The organism is Citricoccus muralis (genome assembly GCF_003386075.1).
Classification (GTDB): domain Bacteria; phylum Actinomycetota; class Actinomycetes; order Actinomycetales; family Micrococcaceae; genus Citricoccus; species Citricoccus muralis.
Genome location: NZ_QREH01000001.1, coordinates 2,425,681 through 2,446,204 on the forward strand (window position 1 = coordinate 2,425,681; position 20,524 = coordinate 2,446,204).

Below are 20,524 nucleotides of genomic sequence, written 5' to 3' on the forward strand. Positions count from 1 at the left end.
TTCACAGCCCCAGGGGGCCGTAGCGGTGTTCCGGCCGCCCACGGGCCCCGTAGCGCAGCCCGAGGTTGACCTGCCCCGTCTGGGCCAGATGGGAGAGGTACCGCTGGGCGGTGGCCCGGGAGATCCCCACGGCCTCCGCCACTTCCATCACGGTGAGATCCGCCGTGGCCGCGGTGACGGCCTCCAGCACGGACTGCTCGGTGGTCGCCGCCGCTGAGGCCGGAGCCTGCTCGGACTCCACCAGCAGCACCCGGCGGGCGCGGTCGATCGCCACCTGGTCATGGGTGCCGCCCGCCAGCAACCGGCGGTACCGCGCATAGGCCCGCAGACGGTCCGCGAGCGCCTTCTCGGCGAAGGGCTTCACCAGGTAGGTCAGGGCCCCGCGCCGCAGGGCCGTCCGCACCGACTCGCCCTCCCCGGAGGCGCTGAGCACGAAGGCGTCCACGTCCAGAACGCTCAGCAGGTCCAGTCCGGAGACGTGGGGCAGGTAGAGGTCCAGCAGTACCAGGTCCGGCCGGGAATCAGTGACGGTGCGGGCCACCACGCGGGCGTCATTCACGGGCGGCAGCGCCGTGAAACCGGGCACCGCGTCCACGTAGGCGGCGTGCATGGACGCCACCCGGAAGTCGTCGTCCACCACGAGGACCGTCAGGTCAGTGGAGTTCTCCGTCATCTCTCGCCTTCCATCGATGTGCTCAGAACCCCGGGGATGCGTGCGCAGAACACCGCTCCCGAGGGCCCCGTTCCCGCCTCGCCCAGGCCCCCAGGATCGGCCAGCCACACGTCCCCGCCCCGCTGGCGCGCCAGCCTCCGGGCCAGGGACAGCCCGACGCCGTGGCCGTGCGCCTCGTGCTCCCCACCCTCCCGGGTGGTGGCGCCCGGGGCGAAGACGTCCAGGCCCGTCGGCACGCCGTCGCCGGAATCGGCGACGGCCAGGTGCAGGGTGTCCCCCTCCCCCAGCACGTCGACCTCGACCCACGGGACGGCGGAGCCTCGGTCGGTAGTGCCCGTAGTGCCGGCAGCGCCGGCGGGGCCATCCAGGCCGACCGGGACGGCGTCGTGGCCTTCCGGACCGTGCCCCTCCAGACCGTGCCCTTCCAGCGCCGCGCGCACGGCGTTGTCCACCAGGTTGCCGAGCACCGCCGTCGCATCCTGGGGGTCCACCACGGTCTGCCAGAAGGACGTCTCCGGCCCCACCCGCAGTTCCATGCCGAGCTCGTGGGCCTGCACGCCCTTGGCGCCCACGAAGGCCCGAAGGAACGTGTCCTGCACGGTGTCGATCCCGGGAACCGGGTCCTTCACGGGGCCGGACTCGATGACCTGCTGCAGGAACTCCTGGGCCGCCTCCAGCTGGCCGGCCGCCAGCAGGCCGGAGAGGGCGTGGAGCCGGTTGGCGAACTCGTGCCGCTGGGCGCGCAGAGCCGAGGCCATGGTTTCCACAGCATCCAACCGGCTGCCGAGGGCCTCCACCGCCGTGGTGTCCTTCAGCATGACCACTCCGCCCAGGTCCACGCCGTCCCGGTGGACGGGGACCACGGAGGCGATCATCGAGGATTCGCCCACGGCCAGCCGCAGTCCGTTGGCCGATGCCCCGGACTGCAGGGCTTCGGCTACTGCCTCCGTCAGCGCGCCGGGCAGGCCGGACTCGTCATAACGGCGGCCCACCACGTCGTCCGGATCGGCCCGGTGCGGCAGGTCCAACAGCATGCGGGCCGCCTTGTTGCGGACCGTGATGATCCCCTCCGGACTGACGCCGATCACCCCGTCCTGCACGCCGTAGAGCACGGCCGCCTGGTCCCGGGCGGAGGCGGCGATCTCGTCCGGTTCCAGCCCCAGGGTCAGGCGCCGGAGCCGGCGCTTGAGGTACACGGCGGACAGCAGGGCGAGGCCGAGACCCACCACCCCGACGACGGCCACGGACACCGCGGCCTGGCGCATGTCCGCGGAGACGGCCGCCACTCCGACGCCCACACTGATTTCCCCCACCACGCGCTCTCCGTCGGCGGACCAGACGGGCACCTTGGCCCGCACCGATTCGCCCAGAGTGCCGCGTTCGGTTGAGGTGTCCTCCACCCCGCGCAGGGCCACCGGATCGGTGCTGACCCGCTGACCGATGAGGTCCAGGTTGGGGTGGACCAGCCGCAGCCCGCGGTCCTCGGTGGCGATGACGAACAGGGCCCCGGTCCTCTCGCGCACCTCTTCGAGGGTGGCCTGCAGGTGGCCTTCGGCGAGCTGCACCGGGTCCAGGGTCTCGAGTTCCGCCTGAACGGCGACCAGCTCACGGACGTCCGGGATGGAGGCGACGGACCGGGCGATGCCGAGAGCCTGCTGTTCGGCTTGGTCGTGGATCCGCTGGGCCGTCAGCCACACGATGGCCAGCAGGCAGATCACCAGCGTGCCGGCCACGGCGGCGAGTACCAGGGCTGTCATGCGCCCGGAGAAGGTCCCCCGAATGGGCCGCTGCTCATCCATGCCCGTCAGTCTAGGGTCCGGCGGCTCACGGCAGACGCGACGGAAGAGGGTGAGCACAATGCACACAATGCGCCGAACGGGTTCTTCGCCCACTTGCGAGCACAACCGCTTTCCGTGGTCCGGGTCACCGTAGGGTAACTGCAATCTGCGGACCCCCGTGGTCCCCGTCACACGCCCCGGTGCAAGCCGGCACCCCTCTCGAACCAGGAGAACCCATGCTCGTCCTGCTGGGCTTCGCGATGGTGGCCACCTTCATGGCCCTCATCATGACGAAGCGGATGACGCCCTTGTTGGCACTGATCCTCGTCCCCACGATCTTCGGCCTGTTCACCGGTGCCGGGCTCGGCCTGGGGGACATGATCCTCGAGGCCGTCGGCCAGATGGCCCCCACCGCCGCGCTGCTGATGTTCGCCATCGCCTATTTCGGCATCATGATCGACGTCGGCCTCTTCGACAAGCTGGTCAACTGGATCGTCCGGGTGGTCGGCCATGATCCGGCCAAGGTGGTCATGGGTACCGCCCTGCTGACCGCCGTCATCTCACTCGACGGAGACGGGTCCACCACCTTCATCGTGGTCACCGCGGCCCTGCTGCCGGTCTACCACCGCCTGGGCCTGAGCCCCGTGGTGCTGACCTGTGTGGCCGGCCTGACCAACGGCACCCTGAACATCGTCCCGTGGGGCGGCCCGACCGTGCGTGCCGCCGCCGCTCTGAACGTGGACGCCGCGGACATCTTCGTCCCGATGATCCCCTCGATGATCGTGGGCCTCGCCGTGGTCTTCACGTTCGCCTGGTTCCTGGGCCTGGCCGAGCGCCGCCGCCTGCGCCGTGAGGACCCCGCCCGTTGGGGCCGTCCGGAGCAGAGGTTCGACGCCGGCTCCGTTACCTTCGGCAGCCAGGGCACCACCGACAGTGGTACCGATGACGGAGCCGATGACGCCGCCGGTGAGGGTCTAGGCGGTTCCGGCCGCGGAACGGGCGGCTCGCAGCCCTCGGGCGGTCCGGTGCCCAGCGGGACGCCGGGCACCTCCGGGGCGCCGGCCGGCGTCGGGCTCCTGGAACGCGCCGAGACCACCCAGTCCGCTGGAGGACCGGACATGTCCGATACCGCCCTGGACCCGAACCGGGACACCCTGCGGCCGAAGCTGTTCGTGTTCAACCTCGTGCTGACCGTGGTCATCATGGGGCTGCTGATCGCCGACATCGTGCCCCTGTCCTACCTGTTCATGATCGGCACCGCGATCGCGCTGCTGGTGAACTTCCCGAACGTCAAGAAGCAGGCCGAGGTGCTGGGCAACCACTCCTCCTCGATCGTCGCCGTGGTGTCCATGGTGTTCGCCGCCGCCGTGCTGACCGGCGTGCTCACCGGAACCGGCATGGTGGACGCGATGTCCACCTGGCTCGTGGACGTCATCCCGGACTCGATGGGCCCGATCCTCGCGGTGCTGACCGGGATCATCTCCATCCCGGCCACGTTCTTCATGAGCAACGACGCCTTCTACTTCGGCATCCTGCCCGTGCTGGCCGAGACAGGCGCGCACTACGGGATCCCGGCCGTGGATATGGCGCGGGCCTCCATCACCGGCCAGCCGGTGCACATGCAGTCCCCGTTGGTCCCCGCCATCCTGTTGCTGGTCTCCATGGCCAAGGTGGACCTGGGCGACCACCACAAGAAGGTGCTCTGGCGCGCCTGCATCGTCGCGCTGGTCATGCTGGCCTCGGGTGTGCTCTTCGGGGTCATCGGCATCTACAACTGACGGCCCGCTTCGCCCCAACCCAACCCACTCCACCCGAACCCACCCCAACCCAACCGTTGAGTCTGGAGGGATTCACGCCCGGACGGGCGAAATCGGTGAATCCCTCCAGGCTCAACGTGGGGCTGCGGAGATGTCCCCGTCGCGGTACAACCAGGTGCCCTGGCGGCGCACGAAGCGCGAGGTCTCGTGCTGGGTGTGCCGGCCGGCCGGGGTCCGGAAGTGGGCGGTGAAGGTGACCGTGCCGGCGTCGTCGAAGGGGCCGCCGCCGGACGTGGACTCGACGTCCAGGCGCAGCCAGTGGACGTCATCGCCGGACTCGTCTTCCGGCCCGTCCAGGGCCAGTTGCGCCGGCCGGGTCTCAGGTGCCCACGTCGCCAACAGATAGGCCTCGGCCTCCGCCAACTCCCCCGTGGCAGCGAGCGCGAACGCCGCGTACCGCGAGCGCATCAGGGCCTCGGCGGTGGGGGCGGCCAGGGTGCCCTCCGCGGCGAACCTCCCGTGCAGGCGACCGCAACAGGAGCCGTAGACATCACCACCACCGCAGGGGCACCTGCGCTCTGCGGAGGCTCGGCCGGCGGCGTGATCCACGGGCGGGTTCTCGGACGTGTTCATCGTTTCAGCGTAGGCGGATCGGGCCGGCCGGTCACGGCTAGACTGAGTCAAGCCCTCACGCATACCACCGGGAGTCCTCCATGCCCACGATCGTCGTCGACGTCATGCCCAAGCCCGAGATCCTTGACCCGCAGGGCAAGGCCATCGCCGGGGCCCTGCCCCGCCTCGGTTTCACCGGATTCGCGTCGGTCCGCCAAGGCCGCCGCTTCGAACTGACCGTGGAGGGCGAGGTCACCGAAGACGTCCTCGCCCAGGCCCGGAAGGCCGCCGAAGAGCTGCTCTCCAACCCGGTCATCGAGGACGTGGTCAACGTCGCCGTGCTGACCGAGTCGGCCCAGAATGAGAGCCCGAGCGCCCGATGACCGCGCAGAATACCGAACTGCCGCTCATCGGTGACTACTCCACCGCCGGGCCCGTCCTGACCGGCGCGCGCATCGGCGTGGTGACCTTCCCCGGCACCCTGGATGACCGGGATGCCGCCCGCGCCGTGCGCCTGGCCGGCGGCGAGGCCGTGCCCCTGTGGCACGCCGAACCCGAGGGTGCAGCGGCCCTGTCCTCCCTGGACGCCGTGATCATCCCCGGCGGCTTCTCCTACGGCGACTACCTGCGCGCCGGGGCCATCGCCCGCTTCGCCCCGCTGATGGACGCCATCATCGCCGCGGCCGGAGGCAGGGCCGGGAACGACGCCGGCTCGGGCACCCCGGGAGGTTCGGCCGCCGGCCTGCCGGTCCTCGGCATCTGCAACGGCTTCCAGATCCTCACCGAGTCGCACCTGCTGCCCGGCTCGATGATCAAGAACGAGAACCTCAAGTTCCTCTGCCAGGACCAGGTGCTGCGCGTGGAGAACAACGCGACCGCCTGGACCCGGGAGTTCACCGCCGGTGAGGAGATCACCGTGCCGCTGAAGAACCAGGACGGCCAGTACGTGGCCGACGAGAAGACCCTGGACCGCCTCGAGGGCGAAGGCCTGGTGACCTTCCGCTACGTCGGCGGCAACCCCAACGGCTCCCGCCGGGACATCGCCGGCATCACCAATGCCGCCGGCAACGTGGTGGGCCTCATGCCGCACCCGGAGCATGCCGTGGAGCCCGGCTTCGGCCCGGACTCCGCCGCAGGCATGCGCCTGGGCACGGACGGGCTCGGCATCTTCACGTCCGTGGTGGCATCGATCGCAGGAGGCGCCCAGTGACCACTGGTACCCAGAACACCCCGCCGGCAGACGCACGGCAGTTCAACATCGACACGGTGGAACACGCCGCCACCACCCCGGACACCGAGCTGCCCTGGGCTGAGTTGGGCCTGAAGCAGAACGAGTTCGACGAGGTCGTGAAGATCCTCGGCCGCCGGCCCACCGCCGCCGAGCTGGCCATGTACTCCGTCATGTGGTCCGAGCACTGCTCCTACAAGTCCACCAAGGTGCACCTGCGCCAGTTCGGGGACAAGCTCACCGAGGACATGAAGAAGGACCTGATGGTCGGCATCGGCGAGAACGCCGGCGTGACCAACCTGGGTGACGGCTGGGCGGTGACCTTCAAGATCGAGTCCCACAACTCCCCCTCCTTCGTGGAGCCCTACCAGGGTGCGGCCACCGGCATCGGCGGCATCGTCCGGGACATCATCTCCATGGGCGCCCGCCCGGTGGCCGTCATGGATCCGCTGCGCTTCGGGGCCATCGACCACGAGGACTCCCAGCGCGTGGTGCACGGCGTGGTCGCCGGAATCGGCGGCTACGGCAACTCCCTGGGCCTGCCGAACATCGGCGGCGAGACCGTGTTCGATCCGATCTACCAGGGCAACCCGCTCGTCAACGCCCTCGCGGTGGGCGTGCTCCGCCACGAGGACCTGCGTCTGGCCAACGCCTCCGGCGTGGGCAACAAGATCGTGCTGTTCGGCGCCCGCACCGGGGGTGACGGGATCGGCGGCGCCTCCGTGCTGGCCTCCGAATCCTTCGACGACACCAAGCCCTCCAAGCGCCCCGCCGTCCAGGTGGGCGACCCGTTCGCCGAGAAGGTGCTCATCGAGTGCTGCCTCGAGCTGTTCAAGTCCTCCCTGGTGGAGGGCATCCAGGACCTCGGCGCCGCCGGGATCTCCTGCGCCACCTCCGAGCTGGCCTCCAACGGCGAGGGCGGCATGCAGGTCGAGCTGACCGATGTGCTGCTGCGGGACCCCACCCTGACCCCGGGTGAGATCCTCATGTCCGAGTCCCAGGAACGCATGATGGCCGTGGTGAACCCGGCCAACGTGGAGGCCTTCGAGGCCGTCATGGGCAAGTGGGGAGTCGAGTACTCCTGGCTCGGCGAGGTCACGGACACCAACCGCCTCATCATCACGTGGGACGGCGAGACCATCGTGGACGTGGACCCGAAGACCGTGGCCCATGACGGCCCGGTCTACGAGCGCCCGTACCACCGCCCCGCCGGGCAGGACGCCCTGGAGGCCGACCGCTTCCGCGACTCGGCAGCGGGAGCCGACCTGCCGGCGTCGGGCGATGCGCTCCGCGCCACGGTCCTGGAACTGATGGCCAGCCCGAACATGTGTGACAAGTCCTGGATCACCAGCCAGTACGACCGCTACGTGGGCGGCAACACCGCCCTGGCGGCCCCGGATGACGCCGGCGTGATCCGCGTGGACGAGGAGACCGGCCTCGGGGTGGCCGTGGCCACCGACGCCAACGGACGCTACGCCTTCCTGGACCCCTACGCCGGCGCGCAGCTCGCCCTGGCGGAGTCCTACCGCAACGTCGCCACCTCCGGCGCCATCCCGATGGCCGTCTCCGACTGCCTGAACTACGGCTCCCCCGAGGACCCGGAGGTCATGTGGCAGCTCGCGGAGGGCATCCGGGGACTCTCGGACGCCTGCCTCGAGCTCGGCATCCCCGTGACCGGTGGCAATGTCTCCCTGTACAACCAGACCGGCGCCAACCCGATCCATCCGACCCCCGTGGTGGCCACGCTCGGCAAGTTCGACGACGTGGGCCGGCGCACCCCCTCCGGCTTCCACGCGGAGGCGGACGGCCAGGCCGTGTACCTCATGGGCGTGACCCGGGACGAGCTGGACGGCTCCGAGTTCGCGAACCTGCGCGGGCACCTGGGCGGTGTGCCGCCGCAGGTGGACCTGGTCGCGGAGAAGCTGCTCGGCGACCTGCTCATCAACGCCTCCCGTGACGGCATGATCGACGCCGCCCACGACCTCTCCGAGGGTGGGCTCGCCGCCGCGCTGTCCGAGATGGTGCTGCGCTTCGGCGTGGGCGCGCGGGTCTCACTGGACGAAGTCCAGCACCGCGACGGCGTGGACGCCTTCACCGCGCTGTTCTCCGAGTCGCAGGCCCGCGCCCTCGTGGCCGTGCCGCGCACCGAGGAGGTCCGGTTCAAGGACATGACCACGGCCCGCCGCTTCCCGGTGGCCCGCATCGGCGTGGTGGACGTGGCCTCCGGCTCCCTTGAGGTGCAGGACCAGTTCACCCTGCCGATCGAGGAGCTGCGCGCCGCCTGGGCCGGCACCATGCCGAAGTACTTCGGCTGATCTGACCCCGCCAGGACACCCGCCCGACGCCGGCACCCACCCTGGGTGCCGGCGTCGGGCTTTTCTGTGGTGCCGGTTGCCCGGCAGCACTCCGCGCGGTGACGGCGGAGAAGATCAGTAGGCGGTGCGGGACTCGTTGGCCCGCCACGCCTCGAAGGGCGCGGCGGCACGGTCCGTGGGGTGGTGGACCACGGGCATGGCGTCCCGGCGTCCCGGTGCCTCGAAGTACTCGTAGAACGCGGCGTCGTCAAAGCCGGCAGCAGCAGCGTCATGGCGGTCCGCCGCGAACACCACCCGGGTGATGCGGGACCACAGGGCGGCGCCCAGGCACATGGGGCACGGCTCGCAGCTCGCATAGAGCACGGCCCCACTCAGGTCGAAGGTCCCCAGTCCGAGCCCGGCAGACCGGATGGCCTCCACCTCGGCATGGGCCGTCGGGTCGTTGGTGACGGTGACCCGGTTGGTCCCCTGGAAGACCTGGCCGTCTGCGGACACGACGAGCGCGCCGAAGGGACCGCCGTTCGTGGCGGCATTGGACGCGGCCAGATCGATGGCCCGGGACAGGTGCGCCTCGATGAGGGAGTTGGCGGCGGCTTGCACCCCGGAGCCCGGCCGGGAGCCCGCCCCCGCGGGCACGCCTGTGGTGCTGCCCGTGACCACGCGGTCCTGCTCGGCTCGCGGCCGGGGCCGGTCGATCTGCTCGACGCCGGCCACCGCACCCACCGGGATCGGCCCGCCATAGACGTGGGGGAACCACTCCCCGCCGGGGTCCGCGGGTACTCCGGGCTCGAGAACCACCCGCAGACCGGCCCCGTGCAGGGTCTCCTCGTGCATGGTCAACAGGACCAGCGGCTCGGTGACGTCGGCATAGACAGCATCCAGGACCAGGGCGACCTGGCGCGGACCGGCGCTGGCGTGGAGGAAACCGACCTTCTCGATAGACGCACCGCGGGTGGACCGGTCATAGAAGCCGATGTCCACCGCCCGTTCCCAGTCGGCGGCTGCGGCAATGTGCTGAATGGGCATGGGGCCCAGTGTGGCAGAAACGCTGTTATCCGTCTCCGGTCCCCAGCCCTCGCATCGGTGCTGGCAGGGGAGAACTACCAGGCGCCCTCACCGGGGCGAGTCAGCCGACCTGCAGCTCGCCCATCTCGTCCCAGCCCTCGCCCTCGATCTGACGGCTGACGATCTGGGGGGTGGCGGCCAAGAGCGGACGCATGGACTCCAGCCCAGCGGCGAAATGGTCGGAGGTGACGTGGGCTTCTCCAGCACCATCCTTGAAGGCCTCGACCAGGACGAACTCGTTCGGGTCCTCCACGCTGCGGGACCACTCGAACCAGAGGTTGCCCTCCTCGGCGCGGGTAGCGGACGTGAACTCGGCGACCGAGTCCAGGAAGGTGTCGGTGTATTCGGGCTTGACTTGGTACTTGACCACGATGAAGATCATGGGTCCAGCCTATCCAGCCCGGCGGACAGCGTCAGCACTCAGCTCTTCAGGGACGGATCCTTCCGGACCTCGATCACCGGGCAGGTGTCCATGACCACGTCCAGTCCGGCGTCCGCCGCACGCTGAGCCGCCGCCTCATCGATCACCCCGAGTTGGAGCCAGACCGCCTTCGCCCCGATCTCGATGGCCTGGTCCACGATCGCCCCGACCTTCTGCGAGTTCACGAAGCAGTCGACCACGTCGACCGTGCCGGGGATGTCCGCCAGCGCCCGGTAGCCCCGCTCTCCGTGGACCTCCTGCGCGCCGAGGTTGACGGGGATGATCTCCATCCCCTGCTCATCCCTCAAGAACTTCGCCACTCCGACGGCGGCGCGGCGCGGGTTCGGCGTGAGCCCGACGACGGCCCAGCGGGCCCCACGGTTCGTCAACAGCCTGCGGATGGTCGCCCGATCGTTGGTGTGTGCCATGGGCCCACGGTACGCAGACCGGCAAGAAGCCCCAAGCCTTGCGCCCCACCCCCTGTGATCCACAGCACTGCCGCTCTAGACTCTGGGGTCATGTTGTCCTCGCCGGAACTCACGTCCAGTGCGGGAGCCTCATCGCCCCGGACCATCGACATTGACACCACAGATCCCGACCAGGCCATGTCCGTGGGCGGCGACGTCTACCATCCGCACCGCATCCGTCTGGACTCCCGCACGCGTCGGTTCCGCATGGACCTGAAGGCGATACACCTGCCGAACCTCACCTTGGGGTTGCTCGAGTACGGCCATCCGGTCAGCGTCAGGACTCCGCCCCTGGAGGACTCCTATCAGATCAACTTCACAGCCTTCGGCTCGGTGTCCATGGGGTACGCCAACCAAACCGTTCAGATCAACAACCGCCGCGCGGCCGTTCATGGCCTCTCGGAGGAGACGAGGATGCAAGGCTGGAGCCATCCCGCGCGCGTGGTCGGCCTCAAGATCCCTCGGGTGGCCCTGGAGCAAGAGTTTGAGGCCCTGACCGGCATGCCGGTCAACGAGCCCCTTCACTTCGATGGCGATTTGGACCTGGCCTCCCCAGGAGGGCAGGCCTGGCGTGCCACTGTGCAGGCCTTGGCCCAGGGATTGGACCCCACTTCCCCCATCTCCACCCATCCGCTCCTGTCCGAACCTCTGACCCAGGCGGTAGCACGCGGCCTGCTCCTGGCTGCTCGCCACAATCACAGTCACCTCTTACACACGCCGGCACCGACTGAGCCCCCGGAAGCCATCAAAACGGCCCTGGAGTTCATGCACGCCAACGCGAGCCAGCCCCACAGTGTGGAGGATATGGCCCGTGCCGCGGGCGTCAGCGTCCGCTCCCTGCAGGCAGGGTTCCGAAAACACCTGGACACCACGCCCGTGGCAGCCCTTCGCCGAATCCGGCTTGACTGCGCCCGCCAGGATCTTGCATCCAGCCCTCCCGGGACACGCGTGGCCGCGATCGCGGAACGCTGGGGCTTCCACCACGCGGGCCGATTCGCCATCCATTTTGCGCAGACCTTCGGGGAATCCCCTTCGGAGACACTGGCCCGCTCCTCCTGAAGAACGCCGAGGGCACCCCGTTCCTATCCATATTGCGCAGGAACCTCTTGTGACACCGATGACGCCATCAGAGCATGAGCTACATCACCTTCCACGGGGGCCTTGCTCCCTCGGACCAAGGAGCCCATGATGGACCGCATTGTGCCCGCAGATGTTCCCGTCGAAGAGTTCGACGCCGCCCTGCAGAAGTTCCGCATCCTCCTGGGCGCGGAGCATGTCATCTCCGAACCGGAGGCCCTGACGGAGTTCGACGACCCCTTCCCCACCACGTCCGCGGACGACTTCCGGCCGGGTGCCGTGGTGTTCCCGGAGACGACGGAGGACGTCCAGGAACTGGTGCGGATCGCCAATGAACACCGGATCCCCTTGTCCCCGGTCGCCACCGGAAAGAACCTGGGCTACGGTGGCGCCGCACCGCGCCTGGCCGGCACGGTGGTGGTTCACACCTCACGCCGGATGAACAAGATCATCGAGGTGAATGAGAAATACGCCTATGCCCTGATCGAACCCGGCGTCACCTATTTCGACCTCTACAACCACATCCAGGAACAGGGCTACAACCTGTGGATCGACGTTCCGGACCTCGGCTGGGGTTCTGTGGTCGGCAACGCCCTGGACCGCGGGGTCGGCTACACGCCCTACGGCGATCACTGGTCCTGGCAGACCGGCCTGGAGGTGGTCCTGCCGGACGGGGACCTCCTCCGCACCGGCATGGGCGCCATGAGCACGGCCAAGACGTGGCAACTGTTCGCCTACGGCTTCGGCCCCTACCCGGACGGGCTGTTCTCCCAGTCGAACTTCGGCATCGTCACCAAGATGGGCATCGCCCTCATGCCTGCACCGCCGGCGGCCGAGACCTTCGTCATCACCTTCGAGCAGGAGGAGGACCTCGCCCAGATCGTGGACATCATGCTCCCGCTGCGCATCGGGATGGCTCCGCTGCAGAGCGTGCCGGTCCTGCGCAACATCGTCCTCGACGCAGCGGCACAGACGAAGCGCACCCATTGGCTGCCCGAGGGCGGCCCGTTGACCCCCGAGGTCATCCAGCGGATGAAGGACGAGCTGGACCTGGGCTACTGGAACCTCTACGCCACGGTCTACGGCCCACCAGAGCAGATCGAGTTGTTCTTGGGGATGATCAAGAACGCCTTCTCTGCGGTCAAGGGATCACGGTTCTTCACCACCCAGGACCGGGCCGAGGACACCCCCGGCTCCCACGTTCTGCACGACCGTCACGAGATCAACCAGGGAATCCCCTCCATCAAGGAGCAGCAGATTCTCGAGTGGGTCCCCAACGGCGCCCATATCGGTTTCTCCCCGATCTCAGAGCCGGACGGGGCTGAGGCTCAGAAGCAGTTCGAGATGGTCCGCAACCGCTCCTACGAGTACGGGCCCGACTACGCCGCCCAGTTCGCCGTCGGTCTGCGCGAGATGCACCACATCTGCCTGTTCCTCTACGACTCCGCTGACGCCGACCAGCGCGAGCAGGTCATGGCACTCGGCCGCAAGCTCGTGGAAGAGGGAGCCGAGAACGGCTACGGGGAGTACCGCACGCACCTGGCGCTCATGGACCAAGTCATGGACACCTTCGACTTCAATGACAACGCCCTGCTGCGCTTCCACGAGCGCATCAAGGACGCCCTGGACCCGAATTCCATCATGGCCCCCGGCAAGTCCGGCATCTGGGGAGCCCGCTACCGCGACGCCGGCCACCACCTTCCCCGCTGACCAGCAACTCCCTCGTTCCGTCCTTCCAGAAAGGCCCACACCATGACCGAGTACCGTCTCCCCGAGCACCTGCGCGAGGCGCAGCACTACATCAACGGCGGGCCCGCTCCCAGCTCGGGTTCCACCACGATCGCCGTGCTGGATCCCGCCACGGGCCAGCAGATCGCCACCACGCCGGCCGGAACCACCGCAGACCTCGACCTCGCCGTGGAAGCTGCCCACACCGCTTTCCGCAGCGGCATCTGGTCGCAACTATCCGGCCGCGAACGGTCCCGGGTGCTGATCCGGGTGGCGCACCTGTTCCGTGAACACGCGGAGGAGATCGCGCAGGTGGAGAGCCTGGACGTGGGCAAGCCCATCAGCCTGGCCCGGGCAGTGGACGTCAATACCGCTGCGGACACCTACGAGTACGCCGCCTCGCTGGCCCAGAATCTGGACGGTGCGGTGCGCCGTACGCCGCTGCCGGCCCACGCCTACACCCAGCGAGAACCGCTCGGCGTGGTCGCGGCCATCACTCCGTTCAACTTCCCGCTCATTCTCTCCACCTCGAAGATCGCAGTGGCCCTGGCCGCCGGGAACACCGTGGTACACAAGCCGGCCGAGGACACCCCACTCTCCGCACTGCTGACGGCTCGGTTGTTGACCGAGGCCGGCGTCCCGGACGGCGTCTACAACGTCGTCACCGGCTACGGCACGGATCTCGGCGACCACCTCACTGCACACCCCCAGGTGGCCAAGGTGGCCTTCACCGGTTCCACCCAGACCGGCGCACACGTCGCCGCCGTGGCCGGCCAGGCCCTGCATCCCATCACCGCAGAACTGGGTGGCAACGCCGCCAACATCATCTTCGCGGACGCCGACCTGGCCAAGGCGGTCGAAACCACCATCTCGGCATTCGTCTTCAACACCGGCCAGTTCTGCATGGGCGGCCCCCGGCTGTTGGTGGAACGCTCTGTCTACGACCAGGTGCTCGAGGCTTTGGCCGGAGCGGTACCCCACGTACCCTTCGGTGATCCGCGGGACCCGGGCACCGTGATCGGGCCGCTGGCGAACCGCCGCCAGCTGGAGAAGGTCGCGGACGCCGTCGAGCAGGCCAAGGCCACCGGGGCTCGCGTGGTGACCGGTGGCGAGCCAGCCGAGATCAACGGCGGGTTCTTCTACCGCCCGACCGTGCTGGCCGACGTCGCGAACTCCGCCGAGGCCGTTCAACAGGAGGTGTTCGGTCCAGTCCTGACCGTCCAGCCGTTCGATACCGAGCAGGAAGCCATCGAGCTGGCCAACAGCACGGACTACGGTTTGGCCTCGGGCATCCAGACGGGGAACATCTCCCGGGCGCACCGGGTGGCCGATGCCCTGGAGGCCGGCATCATCTGGGTCAATGCGTGGGGCATGCTCGACCCGGCTCTGCCCTTCGGCGGCGTCAAGTCCTCCGGCTGGGGACGGGAGAACGGACCCGAGCAGCTCGAGGCCTACACCCGTACCAAGTCGGTCATCATCGCGATCGAACCGGACCCCGAGCTCACCACCACCAGCGGCACGGCCAGCACCGGTCAGGACGCATCATGACCACCATCACCGCAGCAGTCACCGAAGCCGGGGGCGCCCCGTTCACCCTCCAGGACGTGGAGCTCGGCGCGCTCCAGGACCACGAGATCCTGGTGGACATCAAGGCTGCCGGTCTCTGCCACACGGACCTCACCGTGGCTTCCGGGGCGCTTCCCTTCCCGCTGCCCGGCGTGCTCGGACATGAGGGGGCGGGTCTCGTCCGTCAGGTCGGGGCAGCCGTGACCTCGGTGTCTCCCGGGGACCGGGTCGTGCTGTCCTTCACCTCCTGTGGCCACTGCGAGGGCTGCCGTGGCGGCCATCCCGCCTATTGCGTCCGGTGGCTTCCGGACAACCTGCTCGGTGGGCAGCGTGTGGACGGTTCATCCCCGCTCACCCGGGCCGGGAAGGCGATCGGCGGGCACTTCTTCGCCCAGTCGTCGTTCGCGACGGCGGCCATCGCCGAGGAGCGCAATGTCGTCAAGATCTCCACGGACTTGCCCTGGGAGCAGTTGGCCCCCTTGGCCTGCGGTGTCCAGACCGGTGCGGGGGCGGTGTGGAATGCCCTGCAACCGGGTCCCGGCCACAGCCTGGTCGTCTTCGGCGTCGGCACCGTGGGTCTCGCCGCGGTCATCGCTGCGGCGTTGTCCCCGGCCACTCGGATCGTGGCGGTGGACCTGGTGGATGAACGCCTCGAATTGGCCCGGGAACTCGGGGCAACACACACCATCAATCCGAGCCGGGTCGACGACGTGGTCGCCAGCATCCAGGAGGCCACCGGCGGCGGAGCCCATGGGGTGGTCGAGGCCACCGGCATCACCAAGGTCCTGGAGCAAGCCGTGCAGTGCACCCGCGGTCAGGGAGAGGTGGCCATCGTGGGCGCCCCGCCCTTCGGGCAGTCGGTCAAGGTGGACGTGAACTTCATGCTCCCGGGCCGCAAGATCCACGGCCTGACGATCGGCGACGCCGAGATCCAGTCCTTGGTCCCGGCCATCCTGGCCTTGGCCGAGCAGGGCCGCTTCCCCGTGGAGCGGCTGGTGAGGACCTATCCGCTGGCGGACATCAATACCGCTGTGGAGGACATGTCCGCCGGCCGCACGATCAAACCCGTGCTCCTTCCCTGACGGAAACGGGCCGTGGCCCCGCCCCTCTGTTGGAGAGGTGCGGGGCCACGGAACGGCACCGGTCCACGATCGGGTGGAGGCCGGCGTCGTGCTCAGTGTTGCTGGCTGATCAGCCCTGGTCGGCGACCTCGGTCGCGTAGCGCTGCATCAGTGCGGCGACCTCGCCACGGGTGATCGTGTCATTCGGCTTGTATGTGCCGTCCTTGTACCCGGTCGAGACCCCGGCCGAGGCCAGCCACGAGATTGCCTCATGGTGCGGGTGCGACTCCGCCACGTCCGAGAAGGACTCATCCCACTCGCCCGCCTCCGGCTCCACCGCACGGAACAGGAACGAGGCGAACTCACCACGGGTCACCCTGTCGTACGGGAGGAACTTGCCATCCGCGTACCCCTTGGTCACGCCGGCGTTGGCCGCCCAGACGATCTCATCGAAGAACACGTTCGACTCCGTGATATCGGTGAAGTCCTCGGTACCGCCGGTGGTCTCCGGATCGATGTACCGGTGGATGAAGGCCACCGATTCGCCACGGGAGATGTCCTTGCCCTTGCGGTACGTGCCGTCCGTGTACCCCGTCGTGATGCCCTGCTCCTGCATCCACCGGACCGGCGCATAGAACTGCGAACCCTCCGGGTTGTCCGTGAAGTCCTCCACCGGCTCCGGCTGCTCCGGCTGATCGGCCTCTTCCACCACGACGGCCCGGGAGGCGATGGCCTGGTTCCCGTTGGCGTCCTCAGCCACGTAGGTCAGGGTGTACGCCCCGGCGGTGGAGGTGTCCACCGAGCCGATGACCTGCACCGACGCCGTCACATCTCCATCGGTGTTGTCGGTCGCCGACACCCCGGCCAGAGGATCGAAGTCCTCACCCACCGTGAGGGTGACTGCTTCCGGAACGGTCAGTTCCGGGGCAACGGTGTCGGTACCCGCGGCCACGGCGGTGAAGACGCCCATCTGCTCGGTCTCACCCGCAGCCAGGTCCTCGCCGGTCTCGGCATCGCGGCTGGTGGCGTACCAGGCGTAGGTCTCGCCCTCCGTCAGGCCGGCCCACTCGATCGTCGCCGGCCAACCGGACTTGGCCGTGGCCTCGCCGATCTCCTCATCGGTCGGCGTCGTGACCATGACCTGGTTGGTGGCGAAGGAGGTCTTGCGGGTCTCCAGCTGGATCGGCAGCCGGGTGTCATCCTCGGTGCCGTTGTAGCGATTGCGGTCGTCATACTCGGTCGCCCCGAAGTTGTCCAGCAGCGGCGAGTAGGTGTCCACGGCCATCTCCGCGTTGTCCACGTCGATCTGCAGCAACCGGAAGAAGCTGGAGCCGAACTGGAGCATGTCCGTGGCGGAGCGGCCGTCAACGCCGGTCAGACCCAGCTCCTCGGCCGAGACCGTATAGAACTGGTAATCGGCCAGCAGCTCGACCACGTTGTTGCCCTCGGTGCCGACGTCCTTGCGCACCTCGATGTCCACGCCGTGCTCGTGCCCGGAGAGCGCGAGGAAGATGTTGCTGTGCTTCTGGAGCAGGCCCTCGTCGATCTTGGCCCCGTCGTGGGAGAAGGTCGCGCCACGGCCATCCGGATTGGTGCTCGGCTTGCGCTGGGCATGGGTCATGATCATGGCGTTGCGGTCCGAGTACTGGTCCAGGACCTCACTGGCCCAGGCGATCTCCTCATCGGTGACGTCGTAGCCAAGATAGACAGCGACGAAGTCCAGGCCACCGGCGGAGAACAGGTCGTAGTGGTTGTCATTGTCCCCCTCCTTCCACGGCGTGTAGGACGCATTGGCGTCCTTCCAGCCCTGAGTCTGCTCGAGGGCCTCGTAGCGCTCGGGGCCGAAGTACTGGTTGTAGAGGTTGTCCGGGCCCACGTCCATGCCGGAGCGGTTGTCATGGTTGCCCGGGGTCACCCCGTTGGGGATCTCGGAGTCGTCCAGGATCTTCTGGGCCTGGGAGACGAACTCGAACTCCTCGACGGCGATCTCGCGGTACTCCTCTTCATCGGCCCGCGGGCTGCCGGTGTGCCAGTTCTCCATGATGTCGCCGGTGTGGGCGACGTAGTCGATCTTCTTCTCCTCGGCGTTGGCGACGATCCACTCGGCCACGGAGGTGTAGGCGTCCGCCCAGACCGCCTGCTGCTCCTCGGAGTAGGCATCCTCCGCAGCGCCCTCGGCGAGGTACTGCGTGTCGGTGAAGTGCGCGAGCGAGAAATCGTAGTCGGCCGGATCCTCGAAGGAGTCGGCGACCTCGTTCTCCAGGTCATCGGCGAAGGGATCCTCGCCCAGGACCAGGACCGAAGCCTGGCCAGCCTCGTCCAGGTGCTCGGCTCCCAGTGCACCGGACAGCACGAGTTCGCTCTCATTGAGCCCGCGTCCGGAGGCCAGCTCGTCCCAGGTCTCGCTCGCCGTGTTCCACACCAGCAGGTTGACCTGGCGGCTCGGGTCCACGGTTCCGGCCCAGCGCACCGACTGGCCCTCCGCGGCTTCACCGACCTCGACGTCGAAGCGCTGGAACGGCATCTGCCCGGCAGTGGCGCTCAGGCTGTCCCCGGCCCCCTCGAGGCCCGTGTCCTCCGTGTAGTCGAACTCGAGCGTGGTCGGGGTCCCGTCCACGAGCCCCTGGAAGCCGCCCTGGGCGACGTCCGCGCGGCCGCCGTAGAAGGTGGTGGTGACGTCGCCGCCGTCGGGATTCACAGCCCGGGCGGACAGCGAGACCTTGCCGTTGCCCTGCCCGGTCTCGGTGCCGCCGCCCACCGGGATGGAGCCGGACGTGAAGGTGACCGACTCGGAGATCGGCAGTCCGAAGACGGTCTTGCCCTCGATCGCGATGGTGTGCTCGCCTGCCGCCATGCCGGAACCGATGACCTGGCCGGGCTCGATCGGCTCGCCGTCGAGCGTGTAGGAGGTGCCCGCGGCGACGAGGCCGGGGTTGGCCCACTCGGCCGTGAACTCGGTGGCCCGGGTCATCTCGGACCCGGCCGCCGGGGTGGTCCCGGCCAGCTCGGCGACCTGGTCACGCAGTCCGTCGAAAGCCTCGATGTTCAGGGCTGCGATCTGTTGGGCATCCAGGGAGTCACCGAAGACTCGGGCGGAGGCGATCGTCGCGTTGGCATGGAACTGGCTGCCCCCGTTGGAGGCGTCGGCGCCGAGCACCATGTTGTGGGCCTTGGCGTTCGGCGGCCACTTGATCTCGGCGTTGGCGGTGGGGTTCTCGGCCACGAGCTCGCCATTGACATAGAGCTTGACGGTCTTCGTGCCTCCGTCGAAGACGCCCACGGCGTGGTACCACTCGTTCGGCTCGATCTCGATGCCAGCGTTGTGGTAGCTGCCGGTGTTGACCGCGAAGGTCAGCTTGTGGGCATACATGGTCATGGAGAACCCGCCGGCCTCCTTGTTGGCGCAGAGGTTCGTCTCCCCGGAGGTCGGCAGGGGGCCGTCATAACGGAACACGCACTCCACGGTCATGGAGTCGCCGAGCGTGGCGTACTGGTCGCCGAAGGGATACAGGAGGGCGTCATCGCCGTCAAAGGCAGCCGTGTTGCGGCCGAGGGCCGGGTCAGTACCGATCACCGGGGCGCCGTGCGTGGTGGCGGGCAGGTCCTGGGCCGTTTCGGCCGAGGTGCCGTCGGCGAAGTCCACGTTGAAGACGTCTGCCTCGGGGGCCTCGACCTCCACGGCGAACTCGGCGTTCAGCGCGGCGACCTGGTCAGCCGAGGCCGGCGAGCTGTACAGCCGGGCCGCGTCAATAGAGGCGGTGGAGAACTGACCGGGAGCACCGTTGCCGCTGTCCGCGCCCAGCACCACCGCGTGGGCGTTCTCGTTCGCGGGGACGGTCATGGGCCCACCGGCCTCGGCCTCAGCGGCCAGCTCGCCGTCCAGGTAGAGCTTGATGGTCTTGCCGTCGTACACGCCGGCGGCGTGGTACCAGGTGTCAGCGTCGATGTCCGCCCAGGCGAAGGTGTAACCACCCTCGGCATGGATCATGAAGGCGGCCCGGTCCTCCTTGACCACCATGGCGAAGCCGCCGGCCTCCTTGTTGCCGCACAGAGTGTCCTCTCCGGTGGTGGCCGCGTCCCGCTTGAAGTTGCACTCCACGGTGAAGCCGTCCGCCAGCTGGCCGTAGTCCGCCTCGGTCAGCGCGTAGGCGTAGGCGTCGTCCCCGTCGAAGACCCCGGTGAAGCGGGCCAGTGAACCGTCCACGCCGATCTCGGGGTCACCCGTGATCACGGCCTCTCGGCCCTGGGCGGCATCCGCGGGGGTGCCGTCCTCGAACGTCACGTCGAGCAGGTCGGCGTCTGGGGCGGCCACGGCTGCGGTGGCATTGCTCACCGCCGGTGCGACGGGAGCAGCGGAGGCAGCCGCGACCGGCATGAGCGCACCGGTGGAGGTCAGGCCGACGGACAGGGCGAGGACAGCGAGTGGCAAGCGCTTAGCGGTCATGATCCATTCTTCTGTTGAGGGGTGCCGCCCCGGAGGCAGCAGAGAGGTGATGACCCTCAGACGGTATGGAGCGGTGTTGAACGCCAGCCGCTTCCTGTGTGAACGACGGAAACCAAGACCGTGAACCGGAACGCCCACCGAAGAATCCCCGAGCCACCCCGAGCCACTCGGGTCCACCCTGAGCCACCCCTGAGATGGACCCGGAACCGGCCCGGAATAGTCCCCCGGTGGGATGTTCGGCCTCGGGCGGGGCAGTAGGTTGAACGGGTTCGGGGGAATCGCACCGGATTACATCGGCAGGGCGTGAGGCGGATATCGCCGTCCATTGCCCT

15 protein-coding genes and 1 pseudogene are annotated in these 20,524 nt (G+C 68.7%); 8 read left to right on the forward strand and 8 right to left on the reverse strand.

The genetic code is table 11. The features are described from left to right. Nucleotide 1 precedes the first annotated feature (1 nt). Together C8E99_RS10765 and C8E99_RS10770 are read right to left on the reverse strand one after the other, a co-directional pair. On the reverse strand, nucleotides 2–673 hold the full coding sequence (locus C8E99_RS10765) for a response regulator (protein WP_115932287.1): 672 nt from the start codon (nucleotides 671–673) through the stop codon (nucleotides 2–4). Then, nucleotides 670–2,472 (reverse strand): sensor histidine kinase, encoded by a 1,803-nt coding sequence (locus C8E99_RS10770; protein WP_115932288.1) that lies wholly within the window; start codon nucleotides 2,470–2,472, stop codon nucleotides 670–672. The genes C8E99_RS10765 and C8E99_RS10770 overlap by 4 nt, the downstream gene beginning before the upstream one ends. 215 nt (nucleotides 2,473–2,687) lie before the next feature. Between C8E99_RS10770 and C8E99_RS10775 the strand changes: the two genes are divergently transcribed. Then, on the forward strand, nucleotides 2,688–4,229 hold the full coding sequence (locus tag C8E99_RS10775; protein ID WP_115932289.1) for a CitMHS family transporter: 1,542 nt from the start codon (nucleotides 2,688–2,690) through the stop codon (nucleotides 4,227–4,229). Nucleotides 4,230–4,340: 111 nt separating this feature from the next. Here C8E99_RS10775 and C8E99_RS10780 read toward each other — a convergent pair whose 3' ends face one another. Beyond that, nucleotides 4,341–4,841 (reverse strand): YchJ family protein, encoded by a 501-nt coding sequence (locus tag C8E99_RS10780; RefSeq protein ID WP_115932290.1) that lies wholly within the window; start codon nucleotides 4,839–4,841, stop codon nucleotides 4,341–4,343. Nucleotides 4,842–4,921: 80 nt separating this feature from the next. On the opposite strand from C8E99_RS10780, the gene purS reads away from it, so the two are divergent. From purS to purL, 3 genes are read left to right on the forward strand one after another with little or no spacing between them, the layout of a single operon-like run. Further along, nucleotides 4,922–5,203, forward strand: a complete 282-nt coding sequence (purS, locus tag C8E99_RS10785; RefSeq protein WP_115932291.1) for a phosphoribosylformylglycinamidine synthase subunit PurS — start codon at nucleotides 4,922–4,924, stop codon at nucleotides 5,201–5,203. Beyond that, the gene (gene purQ / locus C8E99_RS10790; protein ID WP_115932292.1) at nucleotides 5,200–6,030 is read left to right on the forward strand and encodes a phosphoribosylformylglycinamidine synthase subunit PurQ; all 831 of its coding nucleotides are present in this window, start codon (nucleotides 5,200–5,202) and stop codon (nucleotides 6,028–6,030) included. Before purS ends, purQ begins: the two co-directional genes overlap by 4 nt. Then, a complete protein-coding gene (gene purL / locus C8E99_RS10795) occupies nucleotides 6,027–8,363 on the forward strand; it encodes a phosphoribosylformylglycinamidine synthase subunit PurL (protein WP_115932293.1) in 2,337 nt (778 codons plus the stop codon). Before purQ ends, purL begins: the two co-directional genes overlap by 4 nt. A gap of 114 nt (nucleotides 8,364–8,477) precedes the next feature. On the opposite strand, the gene C8E99_RS16235 is transcribed toward purL, so the two are convergent. The 4 genes and pseudogenes from C8E99_RS16235 to C8E99_RS10810 all read right to left on the reverse strand — a co-directional run bounded on the left by C8E99_RS16235 (nucleotide 8,478) and on the right by C8E99_RS10810 (nucleotide 10,277). Beyond that, a complete protein-coding gene (locus C8E99_RS16235; protein ID WP_378042742.1) occupies nucleotides 8,478–8,939 on the reverse strand; it encodes a nucleoside deaminase in 462 nt (153 codons plus the stop codon). Nucleotides 8,940–9,080: 141 nt separating this feature from the next. After that, a pseudogene (locus C8E99_RS16240) lies at nucleotides 9,081–9,389 on the reverse strand (DUF952 domain-containing protein); the annotation flags it as partial. A 100-nt stretch (nucleotides 9,390–9,489) separates the two neighbouring features. After that, entirely contained in the window at nucleotides 9,490–9,810 is a 321-nt protein-coding gene (locus C8E99_RS10805) for a putative quinol monooxygenase (protein WP_115932295.1), read from the reverse strand. Nucleotides 9,811–9,848: 38 nt separating this feature from the next. Continuing rightward, a complete protein-coding gene (locus C8E99_RS10810; RefSeq protein ID WP_115932296.1) occupies nucleotides 9,849–10,277 on the reverse strand; it encodes a CoA-binding protein in 429 nt (142 codons plus the stop codon). A gap of 90 nt (nucleotides 10,278–10,367) precedes the next feature. On the opposite strand from C8E99_RS10810, the gene C8E99_RS10815 reads away from it, so the two are divergent. The 4 genes from C8E99_RS10815 to C8E99_RS10830 all read left to right on the forward strand — a co-directional run bounded on the left by C8E99_RS10815 (nucleotide 10,368) and on the right by C8E99_RS10830 (nucleotide 15,769). Then, a complete protein-coding gene (locus C8E99_RS10815; RefSeq protein WP_115932297.1) occupies nucleotides 10,368–11,375 on the forward strand; it encodes an AraC family transcriptional regulator in 1,008 nt (335 codons plus the stop codon). Between the two features lie 126 nt (nucleotides 11,376–11,501). Then, a complete protein-coding gene (locus C8E99_RS10820) occupies nucleotides 11,502–13,103 on the forward strand; it encodes an FAD-binding oxidoreductase (protein WP_211309029.1) in 1,602 nt (533 codons plus the stop codon). 42 nt (nucleotides 13,104–13,145) lie between these two features. Next, entirely contained in the window at nucleotides 13,146–14,669 is a 1,524-nt protein-coding gene (locus tag C8E99_RS10825) for an aldehyde dehydrogenase family protein (RefSeq protein WP_115932298.1), read from the forward strand. Beyond that, nucleotides 14,666–15,769 (forward strand): NAD(P)-dependent alcohol dehydrogenase, encoded by a 1,104-nt coding sequence (locus C8E99_RS10830; protein WP_211309030.1) that lies wholly within the window; start codon nucleotides 14,666–14,668, stop codon nucleotides 15,767–15,769. Before C8E99_RS10825 ends, C8E99_RS10830 begins: the two co-directional genes overlap by 4 nt. Before the next feature lie 109 nt (nucleotides 15,770–15,878). Here C8E99_RS10830 and C8E99_RS10835 read toward each other — a convergent pair whose 3' ends face one another. Continuing rightward, the gene (locus C8E99_RS10835; RefSeq protein ID WP_115932299.1) at nucleotides 15,879–20,192 is read right to left on the reverse strand and encodes a LamG-like jellyroll fold domain-containing protein; all 4,314 of its coding nucleotides are present in this window, start codon (nucleotides 20,190–20,192) and stop codon (nucleotides 15,879–15,881) included. Between the last annotated feature and the right edge of the window lie 332 nt (nucleotides 20,193–20,524).

Bases quoted from the DNA above. Each gene is read 5' to 3' on its own strand.
- C8E99_RS10765 (WP_115932287.1), bottom strand. From the start codon at position 673: ATGACGGAGAACTCCACTGACCTGACGGTCCTCGTGGTGGACGACGAC.
- C8E99_RS10770 (WP_115932288.1), bottom strand. From the start codon at position 2,472: ATGGATGAGCAGCGGCCCATTCGGGGGACCTTCTCCGGGCGCATGACA.
- C8E99_RS10775 (WP_115932289.1), top strand. From the start codon at position 2,688: ATGCTCGTCCTGCTGGGCTTCGCGATGGTGGCCACCTTCATGGCCCTC.
- C8E99_RS10780 (WP_115932290.1), bottom strand. From the start codon at position 4,841: ATGAACACGTCCGAGAACCCGCCCGTGGATCACGCCGCCGGCCGAGCC.
- purS (WP_115932291.1), top strand. From the start codon at position 4,922: ATGCCCACGATCGTCGTCGACGTCATGCCCAAGCCCGAGATCCTTGAC.
- purQ (WP_115932292.1), top strand. From the start codon at position 5,200: ATGACCGCGCAGAATACCGAACTGCCGCTCATCGGTGACTACTCCACC.
- C8E99_RS10805 (WP_115932295.1), bottom strand. From the start codon at position 9,810: ATGATCTTCATCGTGGTCAAGTACCAAGTCAAGCCCGAATACACCGAC.
- C8E99_RS10810 (WP_115932296.1), bottom strand. From the start codon at position 10,277: ATGGCACACACCAACGATCGGGCGACCATCCGCAGGCTGTTGACGAAC.
- C8E99_RS10815 (WP_115932297.1), top strand. From the start codon at position 10,368: ATGTTGTCCTCGCCGGAACTCACGTCCAGTGCGGGAGCCTCATCGCCC.
- C8E99_RS10820 (WP_211309029.1), top strand. From the start codon at position 11,502: ATGATGGACCGCATTGTGCCCGCAGATGTTCCCGTCGAAGAGTTCGAC.
- C8E99_RS10825 (WP_115932298.1), top strand. From the start codon at position 13,146: ATGACCGAGTACCGTCTCCCCGAGCACCTGCGCGAGGCGCAGCACTAC.
- C8E99_RS10830 (WP_211309030.1), top strand. From the start codon at position 14,666: ATGACCACCATCACCGCAGCAGTCACCGAAGCCGGGGGCGCCCCGTTC.
- C8E99_RS10835 (WP_115932299.1), bottom strand. From the start codon at position 20,192: ATGACCGCTAAGCGCTTGCCACTCGCTGTCCTCGCCCTGTCCGTCGGC.